Genomic DNA, 15,065 nt, shown 5'->3' on the forward strand with positions numbered 1-15,065 from the left:
GGCCCTATCCTGCCGCGCCGCGTGCGGCGAGAGCCAGGGCGGAGCCGACCAGTCCCACATGGCTGAACGCCTGCGGGAAGTTCCCGAGCTGCCGCCGCGCCACCGGGTCGTACTCCTCCGCCAGCAGGCCGACGTCGCTGCGCAGTTCCAGCAACCGCTCGAAGAGGTCCTTGGCCTCCTCCACCCGCCCGGTCGCACGGAGGGCGTCGACCATCCAGAACGAGCAGACGAGAAACGTTCCTTCACGGCCGGGCAGTCCGTCGACGGACGGCCCCTTCGTGCTGTAGCGGTTGATCAGCCCGTTCCGGCCGAGCCCGGACCGCACCGCGTCGACCGTGCCCACGACCCTCGGGTCGTCCGGCGGCAGGAAGCCCACCCGGGGGATGAGCAGCGCCGAGGCGTCCAGCTCGTCCGAACCGTAGTACTGGGTGAAGGTGTTCCGGTCCGCGTCGAACCCCCGGTCGCACACCTCCCGGTGCACAGCGTCCCGCATCGCCCGCCACCGGGTCACGTCGCCGGGGAGTCCGGGGTCGTCCTCCAGCGTCCGTACGGCGCGGTCGGCCGCCACCCACGCCATCACCTTGGAGAACACGAAGTGGCGCCGCGGCCCGCGCACTTCCCACAGGCCCTCGTCGGGCTCCCGCCACGTCGACTCCAGGAAACCCAGCAGGCTCAGCTGGAGGTTCCAGGCGTGCGGCGCGGACTCCAGTCCGGCCTCGCGGCCGAGCCGCAACGCATCCATGACCTCGCCGTAGACGTCGAGCTGGAGCTGGTCGACGGCGCCGTTGCCGATCCGTACCGGCGCGGAGCCCTCGTAACCGCGCAGCCACGGCAGTTCCGTCTCCGGCAGCCTGCGCTCCCCGGCCACCCCGTACATGATCTGCAGCCCCGAGGGGTCACCCGCCACCGCGCGCACCAGCCAGTCCCGCCAGGCCGCGGCCTCGTCGACATAGCCGGTGGAGAGGAGCGCGCCGAGTGTCAGCGTGGAGTCGCGCAGCCAGCAGTAGCGGTAGTCCCAGTTCCGTACGCCGCCGGGATCCTCGGGGAGGGAGGTCGTGGGAGCGGCGACGATCCCGCCCGTCGGAGCGTAGGTCAACGCCTTCAGGGTGATCAGCGAGCGGACCACGGCCTCCCGGTACGGCCCCTCGTAGCTGCACCGCGCCGACCACTCCTGCCAGTCGTCCACGCTCGCGCTCAGCGCGTGGAAGGGATCGAGGAGCCGGGGAGCCGGCTCGTGCGAGGGGTGCCAGGTGAGGACGAACGCCAGGCTCTGGCCGGCGCCGACGGTGAACGACGAGACGGTGCTGAACTGCTGGCCCCAGGTCTTCACCGGCACGGAGTCGGGGTTCTCGAGCCGCAGCCACACGGAGTCGGGGCCCGCGACCGCCACCCGGTGGTCGTTCGTCCGCCGCATCCACGGTACGACCGAGCCGTAGTCGAAGCGCAGCCGCAGGGTCGCGGCCATCTCGACGCTGCCGCTGACGCCCTCCACGATCCGTACGACGTCGGGGGCCTTGTCGCGCTGCGGCATGAAGTCGATGACCTTGACCGTGCCGGTCCGCGTCTCCCAGAACGACTCGAGGACGAGCGTGCCCGGGACGTAGCGGCGGCGGGTGCAGGTCCCAGCGCCCTTGGGCGCGAGCCGCCAATGGCCGTTGTCGTCGTTGCCGAGCAGTGCCGCGAAGCAGGCCCCGGAGTCGAAGCGCGGCAGGCACAGCCAGTCGACCGAGCCGTCCCTGCCCACCAGACCCGCGGTCTGCAGATCGCCGATCAGGGCGTAGTCCTCGATGCGTTGGGTCACGACATGCCGTTTTCCCTCGCCGGCGGCCGCCTAAGCGGTGGTGCCTGCCACGCGGTGGACCTTCGCGGGGCGGGGAACGCCCGGGCGGCGCTCGGGGGTTCGCGTCGGTGGGTCGCGAGCCCTGGGCCTCGGGACCGACGGGCCCGCCCCGGGGCGGTGCCCTGCCCGTGCCCGCGCGGACACCGGGCTTCTCCGGGACGCTCCCGTGGCCCGGCCCCGCGTCGCCGGGGCGGGCCCGGCCGTTCAGCTCGCCGTCGCGCCCGCCGTCGCGGGCGTTTCCTCGGCGGCCGGTCCGGCGGCCGCCGCGGCCCGGTCGCGCTTCTCGCGGCGGACCAGGACCACCCAGCCCACCGGGACACCGGCCGCGAACAGCCACCACTGGACCGCGTACGCCATGTGCGCGCCGATGGAGTCGTGGTCGGGCTCCGCGATCAGCTCGGGGGTGCCACCGGCCGGCTCGGGGGCGGTCTGCTGCAGGTAGCCGCCGAGCACGGGCCGGCCCAGGCTCTTGGCCTGCTGCTCGCTGTCGATCAGCATGATCTGACGCGGCGGCAGCCCGCTGAGGTCCTTGATCCCGCTCGCGTCGGTGGTCTCGTCCGCCATGAGCCGGCCCGTGACGGTGACCTGGCCCTTCGGTGCCGGCGGCACGGCGGGGTACGCGGTCTGGTCGGCCGCCGCGGGCACCCAGCCCCGGTTGACCAGGACGGCACGGCCGTCGGCGAGGACCAGCGGGGTGAGGACGTGCACCCCGACGCGCTCGTCGTTGTCGGTGCGGCGGCGCACGACGACCTCGTGGGCGGTGTCGTAGGTGCCCGTGGCCGTGGCGTGCCGCCAGTAGTCCGTGCGTGGGACGGTGTGCCCCGGGGAGGTCAGCTCGGTGACGGGTACCGGCCGAGCGGCGAGGTTGTCCGCGATCAGCTCGTTCTGCGCGACGCGGCGCTCGTGCCGGTGCAGCTGCCAGTAGCCCAGCTCGACCATCACGGGGATGAGGACGAGGCTGACGAGGGTGAGGATCACCCACTGCCGGGACAACAGGAAGCGGTACACCCCACGACGGTACAACTCGGTCGTGGGGTGTCCGGCGGCAGGGTCCCGGGCGTGGCCGGGGAACGTGCCTGCAGTGGAGGAGGGGGAGCGGGGCGGGTGCCGGGAAGCCGGCGTCACACCTTGTCGACGATGCCCGTCCTCCCCTCGGCGCGGGCGCAGTGCCCGCCGCAGTACCAGTGTCCCTGGACCTCGACGCCCTGGCCGATGATCTGGACCCTGCAGTGCTCGCAGATGGGGGCCATCCGGTGGATGGCGCAGGAGAAGCAGTCGAAGACGTGCACCGCGCCCTGCGCGTGCACCTCGAAGGACATGCCGTAGTCGTTTCCGCAGACCTCGCAACGTGCCATGGGCCGCATGGTCCGGAGGGCGGCGGACCGGAGCAAGATCCCTCCGGGCGGGTCGGGGCGGCTGCACCCGACCGGCGCACGGGCCCGGACGGTGGCGGGGGCGGCCCGGCCCGTGCGCCCGGGGTCCGTCCGCCGCGGGAGGTCCGGTCGGCCGAAGGCCGCCGGCGGGGCGTCACCCCTCGGCCGGCGCGACGTCCCTGAGGAGCTGGGTGAACGCGGCCTCGTCGATGATCGGCGTCCCGTACGACCTCGCCCTGACCGTCTTCGAGGTGGGGGCCTCCGGGTCATTGGTCACCAGGAGGCTCGTCAGCCGGGAGACGCTCGTCGCGACATGGAGCCCGGCCTCGACGGCACGGTCCTCCAGCAGTTCGCGCTCGACCGAGGTGTCGCCCGAGAAGGCCACCCGCATGCCCTGTACGAGTGGCTTGTCGGCCTGGTAGCGCCCCGGATTCGGGTAGGGGCACGGCGGTCGCTTGCGTGACGGGCGCCAGCCGTTCGGCCGGTACGAGGGCCTCGACGCCTGCCGGCCGATCCGCGGCGCGGAGGGGGCCGTGGACCACTCCGTGAGCGGACGGCACTCCAGCAGCGGCAGCCGCACGCCCCGCTCGGCCGCCGTGTGCAGACTCGGCCGGAACGCCTCCGCCAGCACCCGGGCGTCGTCCAGGGCGTTGTGCGCATGGCGCTGGACCACACCGAAGTGTGCCGCGAGCGACTCCAGCTTGTGGTTGGGCAGGGGCAGCGACAGCTCCTTGGACAGCGCGATCGTGCACAGCCGCTGGCGCACGGGTGCGACGTGCTCCGCCCGCGCGTACTCCCTGGCGATCATGGACCAGTCGAAGACGGCGTTGTGCGCGACGAGCACCCGGCCGTCCAGCCGGTGCGCGAACTCCTGGGCGATGTCCCCGAAGAGCGGCGCGCCCTCCAGCATGTCGCTCGTCAGCCCGTGGATCCACACCGGACCGGGATCCCGCTCGGGGTTGACCAGGGAGTACCAGTGGTCCTCGACGTTTCCCTGTGCGTCCAGGCGGTAGACGGCAGCCGACACTATCCGGTCGTCACGGGCGAGGCCGGTGGTCTCCACGTCGACGACCGCGTACCCCTGTGGATACGCGGCCGGCCACGCCGCTGCTGTCGTACCGTTGTCGAGCATGGTCACAGAGCTTACGGGCCGCCACTGACACGGTGGCTCCGGCCCGTGCGCGCCCCGGCCCGGCCACGGCCGGCGGGACACACATCTGGGGCCCCGTCAGGCCCGCACCGGAGCGGTGGAATTCACCATGACCGGCTGGTGCGGATCTGCCGGACATGTGCGGAATTCTCCGACGGGCGGTGTGCGGCCCGCTCGGGCCTCAGGGGTTCCCCTGGGCCAGCAGGGACTTGACCAGCGCCCGCAGGGACGCGGCGAACAGCCGCTCGGGGTCGGCGGGGCGCGCCAGCGCACGGGCCAGGGCCGGGTCCTTGCGCGCGCTCACGGTCTTCCGCGGCCGCTCCCGGCCGGGTTCCTCCGCCGGCGCCAGCCCCCGCGCGCACTCGACCAGGACGAAGCCGACCACCTGGAACTGCACCGCACGGACCGCCTCGGCGGCCCGTGCTCCCCGCAGTCCGGCGGTGTGCACCTCGCGGACGAGGGCACGCTGCGCGGGCAGGAACACCCGCTCGGTCAGGCCGCGTTCATGGACCATGGCGATCAGATGGGGCCGGGCGTGCAGTTCGCCGCGCAGCCGTCGGGCGACCGAGGCGATCCGGGTGGCCGGGGTGCGTCCGGTCGGCTGTATCGCCCCCATCTCCTCCACCGTCCGATCCACGAGCGCGTCGAGCAGCGACTCGCGATTGCCGACGTGCCAGTAGATGGACGTCACGGCCGTACCGAGCCGGGCGGCGAGCCCCCGCATGGTGAGTGCGTCGGGGCCGTGCTGTTTCACGAGGTCGTCCGCCGCCTCCAGCACTTGCTCGCGGGTCAGTACCGTACGTGACATGTAACCCCCATCTGCGGTCAACCCCGTTGAGGAAACGGCTTCTTGTTCTCCATCGGCCGACGGTGTAACCGTGTTACAGGCGGGCGCCGGGCGGTACGCCCCGCACCGGCACTGCCTCCGGCGCGCGTGTGGCGTCCGCCTCCGCGGCGCCGGGAGTGAGACCCTCCCTGGCGTGACGCAATCGACACCCCAGCACGAGCCCCACGACACGTCCATGGGCACCCGCCTCAACTGGCTCCGCGCCGCGGTCCTCGGCGCCAACGACGGCATCGTGTCGACCGCGGGCCTCGTGGTCGGCGTGGCCGGTGCGACGAGCGACCGCGCGGTGCTGCTGACCGCCGGACTCGCCGGTCTCCTCGCCGGATCCATGTCGATGGCCGCGGGCGAGTACGTCTCGGTCTCGACCCAGCGCGACTCGGAGAAGGCCGCCCTGGCCCTGGAGAAGCGGGAGCTCAGCGAACAGCCCGCGGCCGAACTCGACGAACTGACCGATCTGCTGGCGGCCCGCGGCCTCTCCCGCGAGGTCGCCCGCGCGGCGGCGGAGCAGCTCACCGCACGCGACGCGCTCCGCGCCCACGCCCGGGTCGAGCTCGGCATCAACCCCGACGAACTCGCCAACCCCTGGCACGCGGCAGGCGCCAGCTTCCTGGCCTTCACCGTGGGGGCCCTGCTGCCCCTGCTGGCCATCGTCCTGCCACCGGCCACCGCCCGGCTGCCGGTGACGGTCGTGTCGGTGCTGTTCGCCCTCGCCCTCACCGGCTGGTGGAGCGCCCGCCTCGGAGCGGCACCGGCCGGGCGGGCGATGGTGCGCAACGTGTGCGGGGGCGCGCTGGCGATGGGGGTCACCTACGCGGCGGGCTCGCTGCTGGGAGCCGCGGGAATCTGACGCCGCCGTCCGGGCGGCGGAGGTGACGCCGCGTCGCCGCGCGTCCCCGCACACTTGGTGGAAGTCGCCGAAACCTCCTGACAACCCGTCTCGCGAACTTGTCGGTGACACCATCTGGCCGCGCCGCCGCACCCGCCTCTACGGTGCCCGCATGCCGTCCAACCTGCCTGATGTCGTGCTGTGGTCGATCCCCGCCTTCATCCTGCTCACCGTCGTGGAGATGGTGAGCTACCGGCTCCGTCCCGACGACGAGGCCGCCGGCTACGCCCCGAGGGACACCGCCACCAGCATCGGCATGGGACTGGGCAGCCTCTTCTTCGACCTGCTGTGGAAGATCCCGGTCCTCGCGATGTACACCGCCGCGTACGAACTCACGCCGCTGCGGGTGCCAGTCCTGTGGTGGACCGTACTGCCGATGCTGCTCGTACAGGACTTCTGCTACTACTGGTCCCACCGCGGCCACCACGTCGTCCGCGTCCTGTGGGCCTGCCACGTGGTGCACCACTCCAGCCGGAAGTTCAACCTCAGCACCGCGCTCCGCCAGCCGTGGACCGCCTTCAGCTCCTGGCCGTTCTACCTCCCGATGGTCGTGTGCGGGGTGCACCCGGCGGCCCTGGCGTTCTGCTCCTCGGTGAACCTCGTGTACCAGTTCTGGATCCACACCGAGCGGATCGGCAAACTTCCGCGCCCCGTCGAGTACCTGCTCAACACCCCGTCCCACCACCGGGTCCACCACGCCTCCCAAGGCGGATACCTGGACCGGAACTTCGGCGGGATCCTCATCGTCTGGGACCGCCTCTTCGGGTCCTTCGCGGCCGAGACCGAGCGACCGGTGTACGGACTCACCAAGAACATCGAGACGTACAACCCGCTGCGGGTCGCCACGCACGAGTACCTGGGGATCGCCCGTGACGTACGGTCGGCGGCCGACTGGCGCGAGCGGGCCGGGCGGTTGTTCCGCGGGCCCGGCTGGCAGCCGCAGGGCGCCTCCCCGGTGGCGGCCGCCGACGCTCCGGGACCCGCCGGTGCCACCGGGCCCGCGGGCACGACCGGTGCCCCCGCCGCCGCGCAGCGCCTCGCGTGAGCACCGCCGACCGCGCGCTCGGCGGCCGCTTCCGGCCTCGCCGCCCGGCCCCGGCTCCCGGCCGCCGACTTCCGGATCATCCTCAGCCATGCCGTGGCGCAGTGCCTGCTCACGCCGGGTGCCCTCGGGCGGCGTCCGTCCGGGACGGGGCGTACGGTGAGGCGCGTACCGACGTACGAGTAGTGAGGATCCGCCCGACATGCGCGCCACCACCATCCACGCCCCCTTCGACATGCGTGTGGAGGAGGTGCCCGACGCCCGGGTCCGGGAGCCGGGCGACGTGGTGGTACGGGTGGTGCGTGCCTGCATCTGCGGCAGCGACCTCTGGGCCTACCGCGGCGAGGCCGAGCGGCAGCCCGGCCAGCGCATCGGCCACGAGTTCCTGGGCGTCGTCGAGGAGGCAGGCGCCGAGGTGAGCGCCTTCGCACCCGGCGACCTCGTCGTCGCGCCCTTCGTCTGGTCCGACGGCACCTGCCGGTTCTGCGCCGAGGGGCTGCAGACGTCCTGCCCGCGGGGCGGCTTCTGGGGATCGCCCGGCAGCGACGGCGGCCAGGGCGAGGCCGTGCGCGTCCCGTTCGCCGACGCCACCCTGGTCGGGCTCCCCGCCGCGGCGCTCTCCGACGAACGGCTGCTGACCGCGCTCCTCGCGCTCTCCGACGTGCTCGGCACGGGCCACCACGCCGCGCTCGGCGCGGGCGTCACCAAGGGCAGCACCGTCGCGGTCGTCGGCGACGGCGCGGTCGGGCTGTGCGGCGTCCTCGCCGCCCGACGTCTCGGCGCCGAGCGGATCGTCGCGCTCGGCCGCCACCGGGTCCGCACCGACATCGCCCGCACCTTCGGCGCCACGGACGTCGTCGCCGCACGCGGCGACGAGGCCGTCGCCGCCGTGCGCGAGCTGACCGGCGGTCACGGCGCGCACGCCGTGATCGAGGCGGTCGGCACGGAGCAGTCGATGCGCACCGCCGTCGGGATCACCCGCGACGGCGGCGCCATCGGCTACGTCGGAGTGCCGCACGGCAGCGGAACCGGACTCGACCTCGGTGTGATGTTCGGCCGCAACATCGCGCTGCGCGGCGGTGTCGCCCCCGTCCGCGCCTACATCCCGGAACTGCTCCCGGACGTCCTGGACGGCACGGTCGACCCGTCGCCCGTCTTCGACATGACGGTCGACCTGGACGGCGTCCCAGAGGGCTACCGGGCCATGGACGGGCGCTCGGCCCTGAAGGTACTCGTCAAGCCCTGAGCCCCGGGGGCCCGCGCCGGACATCCCGGCCGGGCCGTCCGCTGACACCGCCTCAGCCGGGTCGGCAGTCACCGTCCGGCCGCCCGCGCCAAAGGGGCCCGGGCGTCTTGCCACCGCCCGGACCCCCTCGTCCGTGCCCGCGTCGGCCCGGTGGGCGGCGAGCCGCCCACCGGGCCGACGCGACCGGCTACCAGCGCACCGCGTCCAGCGCGTCCGCCATACCGGCTCCGTAGAAGCCGTTCTTGCTCTTGCCGCCCTCGCACACCGCGTCGACCGTGCCGTCGCCGTTGATGTCGTACGGGTTGGTGCACGGACGGTCGTCGGCCTGTGCGTACAGGAGGGCCTTCACTCCGGCCGCCGACATCCTCGGGTGCTTCGACTTGATCAGTGCGACGACGCCCGCGACGTGCGGGGACGCCATGGACGTGCCCGCCTTGTAGTTCCAGGTGTGGCCGCCCCTGAACGTGGTCGAGAGGATCAGCCCGCTGGTGGCGGGGGCCTCCGGCGGCTGGAGGGCGGTGGAGTCGCCGCCCGGTGCCGTGATGTCCACGACCCCGTTGCCGTAGTTCGAGTACGACGACTTGATCCCCTTGGCCCCGGTCGCCGACACCGTGACCACACCCGGCAGCATGGCCGGGATGTCCGGGCACTCGCGCGGGCTGACGACCCGTGAGACCGGCGTGGTGTCGTTCGGGCTCGTCGTGTCGGTGACCTCCTCGGAGGTGAGGTCGGTCCGCGAGTTGCCGGCCGAGGCGACGTTCACCACGCCCTTGCGCTCCGCGTACCGGGTGGCCCGGGTGAGGGTCTCGACCAGGGCCTTCTGGTCCTCGTCGGCCTTGCAGTTGTAGAGCCACGGGTCGACGTAGTAGCTGTTGTTGGTCACGTCGGCACCGTGGTCAGCGGCCCACATGAAGCCGCAGAGGACCGCCTCGGTGTAGAAGAACCCGTCCGGGTTCGCCACCTTCAGGCTGGACACCTTCACGCCGGGCGCGACACCGGTGACGCCGAAGCCGTTCTTCGCGGCGGCGATGGTGCCCGCCACGTGCATTCCGTGGTCGCTCTCGCCCGCCGCCGGACGCCACGCCTCGTTCTCGGTGACCGGTACGCCACTGACGCAGTTCGCGGACGCCCGGCGGTCGAAGTTCTGCTCGATGTCCGGGTGGGTGTCGTCGATCCCCGAGTCCAGGACGGCGACCGTGACCTTGCTGCTGCCCAGGGAGCGCTGGTGGGCCTTGTCGGCCTTGATGGCCGGCAGGTCCCACTGCAGGGGCTCCAGCGGGTCCTGCTCGCCGGTCGCCCTGGCCGCGGCGGCCTTCGCCTGCTCGGCGGTGAGCGGCTGCTCGGCGTCGATGGCGTCGTCCCGCTGGGGGACCAGCGGGTTGGTGCGCGTGGCGCCCGCCGAGGCGACGCCCTTCACCGTGCGGATCTGCTCGGCGAAGTCAGGGTTCTGCGAATGGACGACGACGACGCCGATCCGGTCGTAGGCGATCACCACCGTGCCGCCGGCCTTCGCGATCGCCCGCTTCACCTTGGTGACGGCCGATCGGCCGCCGTCCACGTTGACGACGTACGACAGCTTCGGGCCGTCGGTCGAGACGGCGGCGGGCGTGTCGTCGGCGGGGGCGGCGGTCGCCGCGCCCGCGGGCAGGAATCCGAGCGAGGCCGTGAGCGCCAGACCCGCGGGCAGTGCTATCGCGCGCGTCCGTCTGGGTCGCAGATGAGCCATGGGATCTCCACATCATCCGGTTGGCCGCCCAGACACCCCGTGCGTATGGGCGGGTACATGACGAGTGAAGCTATCGCCGATCATCCGGGCACATCAACGACTTCGGGAACCCGGTTCCGAAAATCGGGCGGAAAAGCGAGCGCGAATGCACCCGGAGGTGAACCACCTCTCGGTGTGCGCCGTGCCGTTGTCAGAGGGAGGGGCGAGCCGCCCCGCACCCCTACGAGACCCCGTCCGTCCATGTCTGCCGCACCCGCGGCGCGAGGAGAGTCCGTGACCACCGAAGCACCGCCGCCCGCTGGGGGCAAGGACCTCGGTCCCGCCCAGCCCACGACCGAAGCGTTCGTCGAGGTGCAGGAGAGCGCGGAATTCGCCGAACTGCGCCGCACCTACCGCTCCTTCGCCTTCCCCCTGACCGTCGCCTTCATCGCCTGGTACCTGCTGTACGTTCTGCTGTCCAACTACGCGGGCGGCTTCATGGGCACCAGGCTCTTCGGCAACATCAACGTGGCCTTCGCCCTCGGCCTCGCCCAGTTCGCCACCACCTTCCTCATCGCCTGGTTCTACGCGCGGCACGCGGCCGAGAAGCTCGACCCCAGGGCGGATGCGCTCAAGTCCCGTATGGAGGCCGACGCATGAGCAGCACCACACTCCAGGCCGTCCGGCTCGCGGCGGCGAGCGACGCCGGTGAGCACCGCCCGCTGATCATCACCTTGTTCGCGGCCTTCGTCGTCGCGACGCTCTTCATCACCGTCTGGGCCGGCCGCCAGACCAAGGACGCCGCCGACTTCTACGCCGGCGGACGCCAGTTCACCGGCTTCCAGAACGGACTCGCCATCTCCGGCGACTACATGTCCGCCGCGTCGTTCCTCGGCATCGCCGGCGCCATCGCCCTCTTCGGGTACGACGGCTTCCTCTACTCCATCGGCTTCCTCGTCGCCTGGCTGGTCGCCCTGCTGCTCGTCGCCGAACCGCTGCGCAACTCGGGCCGGTTCACCATGGGCGACGTCCTCGCGTACCGGATGCGGCAGCGGCCGGTGCGCACCGCCGCCGGCACGTCCACCATCGTCGTCTCGATCTTCTACCTGCTCGCCCAGATGGCCGGCGCCGGCGTGCTCGTCTCGCTGCTGCTCGGCATCACCAGCGACGCCGGGAAGATCGCCATCGTCGGCCTCGTCGGCGTGCTGATGGTCCTTTACGTCACCATCGGCGGGATGAAGGGCACCACCTGGGTGCAGATGGTCAAGGCCGTGCTGCTGATCGCCGGCACCCTGCTCATCACCTTCCTGGTGCTGTGGAAGTTCAACTTCAACATCTCCGACCTGCTCGGCACCGCGGCCGCGCAGAGCGGCAAGGGCGCGGCCTTCCTGGAGCCGGGCCTCAAGTACGGCGCCACCGGCACCTCCAAGCTGGACTTCCTCTCGCTCGGCATCGCCCTGGTGCTCGGCACCGCCGGTCTGCCCCACATCCTGATCCGCTTCTACACCGTGCCCACCGCGAGGGCCGCCCGTAAGTCGGTCATCTGGGCCATCGGCATCATCGGCGGGTTCTACCTGATGACGATCGCGCTGGGCTTCGGCGCGGCCGCCCTGGTCGGTCCGGAGGAGATCACGGCATCCAACAAGGCCGGAAACACCGCGGCACCGCTGCTCGCCCTGCACATCGGCGGCGCCGACTCCGCCGGCGGCGCGGTCCTGCTGGCCGTCATCTCGGCGGTCGCGTTCGCCACCATCCTCGCCGTCGTCGCCGGGCTCACCCTGGCCTCCTCCTCGTCGTTCGCGCACGACATCTACGCCAACGTCATCCGCAAGGGACGGGCCACCGAGAAGGAGGAGGTCCGCGCGGCCCGCTGGGCGACCGTCCTCATCGGCGTCGTCTCCATCGGGCTGGGGGCCATGGCCCGCGATCTGAACGTGGCCGGGCTCGTGGCGCTCGCCTTCGCCGTCGCCGCGTCGGCGAACCTGCCGACGATCCTCTACAGCCTGTTCTGGAAGAGGTTCACGACCTCGGGCGCCCTGTGGTCCATCTACGGCGGTCTGGTCTCGTCGGTGGTGCTCGTGCTGTTCTCCCCGGTCGTCTCCGGAAAGCCCTCGTCCATGTTCCCCTCGGTGGACTTCGCCTGGTTCCCGCTGGAGAACCCCGGACTCGTCTCCATCCCGCTGGGCTTCCTGCTCGGCTGGATCGGCTCCCTGCTGTCCGGGGAGGAGCCGGACCGGGGCAAGTACGCGGAACTCGAGGTCAAGTCCCTCACGGGCGTCGGCGCCCACTGAGGAACCTCACGGGCGCCGGCGCCCGCGGAGGAGGAGAACGTCATGCGCCCGTACGCGGCCGCGTCGTAGGGTCCTACGACGCGGCCGCGTCGTACCTCGTGGCAAACGGCCCCTGCCGTTGTCGGAGGTCTCGCGTAGGCTCGCTGGTAGGACGAGTTCCTCACTCACGAGACGAGTGCACAGTAAGACTTCCGAACACGGGGAGGGGGCCGACAGTGCTCATCGACACCTACGGCCGTGTGGCCACCGACCTGCGGGTCTCGCTCACCGACCGGTGCAATCTCCGGTGTTCGTACTGCATGCCGGAAGAGGGGCTGCAGTGGCTGTCCAAGACCACCCTGCTCACCGACGACGAGATCGTCCGGCTCGTCCGCATCGCGGTGACGCGGCTCGGGATCACCGAGGTCCGCTTCACCGGCGGTGAGCCGCTGCTGCGGCCCGGCCTCGTCGGCATCGTGGAGCGCTGCGCCGCGCTGGAGCCCCGCCCTAAGCTCTCGTTGACCACGAACGGCATAGGACTGAAGCGCACCGCCACGGCCCTGAAGGCCGCCGGGCTGGACCGGGTCAACGTCTCGCTGGACACGCTCCGCCCCGAGGTCTTCAAGACCCTCACCCGCCGCGACCGCCACCACGACGTCGTCGAGGGCCTGGCGGCCGCCCGCGAGGCCGGGCTGACCCCCGTGAAGGTCAACACGGTCCTGATGCCGGGACTCAACGACGACGAGGCCCCCGAACTGCTCGCCTGGGCCGTCGAGCACGCCTACGAGCTGCGCTTCATCGAGCAGATGCCGCTGGACGCCCAGCACGGCTGGAAGCGCGACGGCATGATCACCGCGGGTGACATCCTGCAGTCCCTGCGTACCCGTTTCGAGCTCACTCCCGAGGGCGATCAGGCCCGTGGCTCCGCGCCCGCGGAGCGCTGGCTCGTGGACGGCGGCCCGCACCGCGTCGGGGTCATCGCCTCCGTCACCCGGCCCTTCTGCAGCGCCTGCGACCGCACCCGCCTCACCGCCGACGGGCAGGTCCGCACCTGTCTGTTCGCCCGCGAGGAGACCGATCTGCGCGGCGCGCTGCGCTCCGGCGCTCCGGACGAGGAGATCGCCCGGATCTGGAAGCTCGCGATGTGGGGGAAGAAGGCGGGATCGGGCCTGGACGACCCGGAGTTCCTCCAGCCGCAGCGCCCCATGTCAGCGATCGGCGGCTGAGCCCCGTCCATCGCCGGAGGCCGGGCCCTCCCACTCGTCGAGCGTCACGACGTCCTTCAGGAAGCCACGCACCCCGAGGAAGCCGGACAGGTGCTCGCGGTGCTCCTCGCAGGCCAGCCATGTCTTGCGGCGCTCCGGAGTGTGCAGCTTCGGGTTGTTCCAGGCCAGCACCCACACCGCGGCGGCTCGGCAGCCCTTCGCGGAGCAGACGGGGATTTCGGCGCTCACCGGGTCAGTACTCACCGGATCATTCTCCACAACGAGGCGACGCCGAGCAGCCACGGGGGGAGCTGCCCGGCGTCGGTCCGTCGCTCCGACGGGGGATGCGGAGCGCACTGGCAGTATGTCACGCGGAACGGGCCGCGGTGCACCGGAACTTCATGATTGATCTGAGCTTTTCCTGAGCTTGCCGGCGCGCCTGCCGCCGGCCCCGCCGATCCGCGGCTCAGCCCTGCCGGGATTCCCGCTCCGGGGCGTGATCCGCACGGCCTTCCGCATCGCCCTTCGCCCGCTCCGCCCGCACCGCGCGCCCGGTGTTCGCCGCGTCCTCCGGTGCCGGCCGCGGCGCAGGCGTACCGCTCTCGAGTGCGGGCCTCGTGGGTGCCGGTACGAAGGTGGCGAGCGGCTTCGGGGCGCTCTCCCGGCCCGCGTTGGCGATCACCACGGCGATGTAGGGCAGGACCGCACCCAGCACCAGCGCCACGATCGCCACATGGCGCTCGACGTTCCACAGGACCGCGGCGAGGACCACCGCGAGGGTGCGGACCGACATGGAGATCACGTATCGGCGCTGGCGGCCGCGCACGTCCTCGGCCAGCCCCTGACGGGCGCCGGTGATCCGGAAGACCTCGGTCTCCTTGTGCTTCCGCATGTCGTTCCGCCGCTCAGCCCCCGCGCCGGGCCCTCCCCGGTGCGAACCTGCTTCCACGGTACGCCGCGGCTGGGCCGCATGCGGGACCGGGGCCTGGTGCCGGGCCCGAGGCGGCATCGCGCAGCCCACTGCACCGTTGTCCGACATGCGCTGTATGACGGATGCCTCGAAACTGTCCGTAACTGCTTGCGTCGATCCGAAAGCGGGAGGCAGCGATGGGCTGGTTGTGGGCGATCATCGTCGGATTCGTGCTGGGGCTGATCGCCAAGGCGATCCTGCCGGGGAAGCAGCACAGTCCTCTCTGGCTGATCACGATCTTCGGCATCATCGGCGGCATCGTCGGCAACGCCCTCGCGGGAGCCTTCGGGATCGCGGAGACCCCCGGTGTCGACTGGGGCCGTCACGCCCTCCAGATCATCGCCGCCCTGGTCGTCGTCGCCGTGGGCGACATGCTGTACATCGCCGTCCGCGGCAGGAAGAAGGTGGCCTGAGGGGTCCCGCGCCGCGCGGCCGGACTCCCGCGAGCGCGAGAGCGGTGGACCCGGGCAGCACGGCGGCCGGGCGGGAAGAACCCGCCCGGCCGTCGCCTCGCTTCGCGTACCGCCGTGT

The 15,065-nt window shown here is 72.0% G+C and carries 15 protein-coding genes; 7 read left to right on the forward strand and 8 right to left on the reverse strand.

The features are described from left to right. Window positions 1-4 precede the first annotated feature (4 nt). From AB0J10_RS17390 to AB0J10_RS17410, 5 genes are all read right to left on the reverse strand, one after another. Window positions 5-1,801: a glycoside hydrolase family 15 protein gene (locus AB0J10_RS17390; protein WP_363062382.1), complete on the reverse strand. Its 1,797-nt coding sequence runs from the start codon at window positions 1,799-1,801 to the stop codon at window positions 5-7. A gap of 243 nt (window positions 1,802-2,044) precedes the next feature. Beyond that, window positions 2,045-2,848 carry an SURF1 family protein gene (locus AB0J10_RS17395; RefSeq protein ID WP_363062384.1) on the reverse strand — a complete coding sequence of 268 codons (804 nt, stop codon included), beginning with the start codon at window positions 2,846-2,848 and terminating at the stop codon, window positions 2,045-2,047. A gap of 113 nt (window positions 2,849-2,961) precedes the next feature. Next, window positions 2,962-3,195 carry a hypothetical protein gene (locus AB0J10_RS17400; RefSeq protein WP_017948874.1) on the reverse strand — a complete coding sequence of 78 codons (234 nt, stop codon included), beginning with the start codon at window positions 3,193-3,195 and terminating at the stop codon, window positions 2,962-2,964. Between the two features lie 172 nt (window positions 3,196-3,367). Continuing rightward, window positions 3,368-4,351, reverse strand: coding sequence for a DEDDh family exonuclease (locus AB0J10_RS17405; protein ID WP_363062386.1), 984 nt, complete (start codon window positions 4,349-4,351; stop codon window positions 3,368-3,370). 193 nt (window positions 4,352-4,544) lie between these two features. After that, window positions 4,545-5,171 carry a TetR family transcriptional regulator gene (locus AB0J10_RS17410; protein ID WP_363062388.1) on the reverse strand — a complete coding sequence of 209 codons (627 nt, stop codon included), beginning with the start codon at window positions 5,169-5,171 and terminating at the stop codon, window positions 4,545-4,547. 214 nt (window positions 5,172-5,385) lie between these two features. Here AB0J10_RS17410 and AB0J10_RS17415 point away from each other — a divergent pair, with 214 nt between their 5' ends. The 3 genes from AB0J10_RS17415 to AB0J10_RS17425 all read left to right on the forward strand — a co-directional run bounded on the left by AB0J10_RS17415 (window position 5,386) and on the right by AB0J10_RS17425 (window position 8,384). Next, window positions 5,386-6,057, forward strand: coding sequence for a VIT family protein (locus AB0J10_RS17415; RefSeq protein WP_363062470.1), 672 nt, complete (start codon window positions 5,386-5,388; stop codon window positions 6,055-6,057). Window positions 6,058-6,208: 151 nt separating this feature from the next. Further along, on the forward strand, window positions 6,209-7,141 hold the full coding sequence (locus AB0J10_RS17420; protein ID WP_363062390.1) for a sterol desaturase family protein: 933 nt from the start codon (window positions 6,209-6,211) through the stop codon (window positions 7,139-7,141). A 199-nt stretch (window positions 7,142-7,340) separates the two neighbouring features. Further along, window positions 7,341-8,384, forward strand: coding sequence for a zinc-dependent alcohol dehydrogenase family protein (locus AB0J10_RS17425; RefSeq protein ID WP_363062392.1), 1,044 nt, complete (start codon window positions 7,341-7,343; stop codon window positions 8,382-8,384). A gap of 187 nt (window positions 8,385-8,571) precedes the next feature. Here the strand turns inward: AB0J10_RS17425 and AB0J10_RS17430 are convergent, their stop codons facing one another. Next, entirely contained in the window at window positions 8,572-10,110 is a 1,539-nt protein-coding gene (locus tag AB0J10_RS17430) for a S8 family serine peptidase (RefSeq protein ID WP_363062394.1), read from the reverse strand. A gap of 273 nt (window positions 10,111-10,383) precedes the next feature. On the opposite strand from AB0J10_RS17430, the gene AB0J10_RS17435 reads away from it, so the two are divergent. The 3 genes from AB0J10_RS17435 (at window position 10,384) to moaA (ending at window position 13,585) form a co-directional block, all read left to right on the forward strand. Next, a complete protein-coding gene (locus AB0J10_RS17435) occupies window positions 10,384-10,749 on the forward strand; it encodes a DUF485 domain-containing protein (RefSeq protein WP_363062396.1) in 366 nt (121 codons plus the stop codon). Further along, on the forward strand, window positions 10,746-12,380 hold the full coding sequence (locus AB0J10_RS17440) for a cation acetate symporter (protein ID WP_363062398.1): 1,635 nt from the start codon (window positions 10,746-10,748) through the stop codon (window positions 12,378-12,380). The genes AB0J10_RS17435 and AB0J10_RS17440 overlap by 4 nt, the downstream gene beginning before the upstream one ends. Before the next feature lie 215 nt (window positions 12,381-12,595). Continuing rightward, the gene (gene moaA / locus AB0J10_RS17445; protein WP_363062400.1) at window positions 12,596-13,585 is read left to right on the forward strand and encodes a GTP 3',8-cyclase MoaA; all 990 of its coding nucleotides are present in this window, start codon (window positions 12,596-12,598) and stop codon (window positions 13,583-13,585) included. Here the strand turns inward: moaA and AB0J10_RS17450 are convergent. Beyond that, window positions 13,568-13,828 carry a hypothetical protein gene (locus tag AB0J10_RS17450; protein WP_363062402.1) on the reverse strand — a complete coding sequence of 87 codons (261 nt, stop codon included), beginning with the start codon at window positions 13,826-13,828 and terminating at the stop codon, window positions 13,568-13,570. The genes moaA and AB0J10_RS17450 overlap by 18 nt on opposite strands. A gap of 202 nt (window positions 13,829-14,030) precedes the next feature. Then, window positions 14,031-14,456 carry a DUF3099 domain-containing protein gene (locus AB0J10_RS17455; protein ID WP_363062404.1) on the reverse strand — a complete coding sequence of 142 codons (426 nt, stop codon included), beginning with the start codon at window positions 14,454-14,456 and terminating at the stop codon, window positions 14,031-14,033. A 215-nt stretch (window positions 14,457-14,671) separates the two neighbouring features. On the opposite strand from AB0J10_RS17455, the gene AB0J10_RS17460 reads away from it, so the two are divergent. Continuing rightward, window positions 14,672-14,947 carry a GlsB/YeaQ/YmgE family stress response membrane protein gene (locus AB0J10_RS17460; protein WP_363062406.1) on the forward strand — a complete coding sequence of 92 codons (276 nt, stop codon included), beginning with the start codon at window positions 14,672-14,674 and terminating at the stop codon, window positions 14,945-14,947. Window positions 14,948-15,065 lie beyond the last annotated feature (118 nt).

The organism is Streptomyces sp. NPDC049887, assembly GCF_040656535.1.
Classification (GTDB): domain Bacteria; phylum Actinomycetota; class Actinomycetes; order Streptomycetales; family Streptomycetaceae; genus Streptomyces.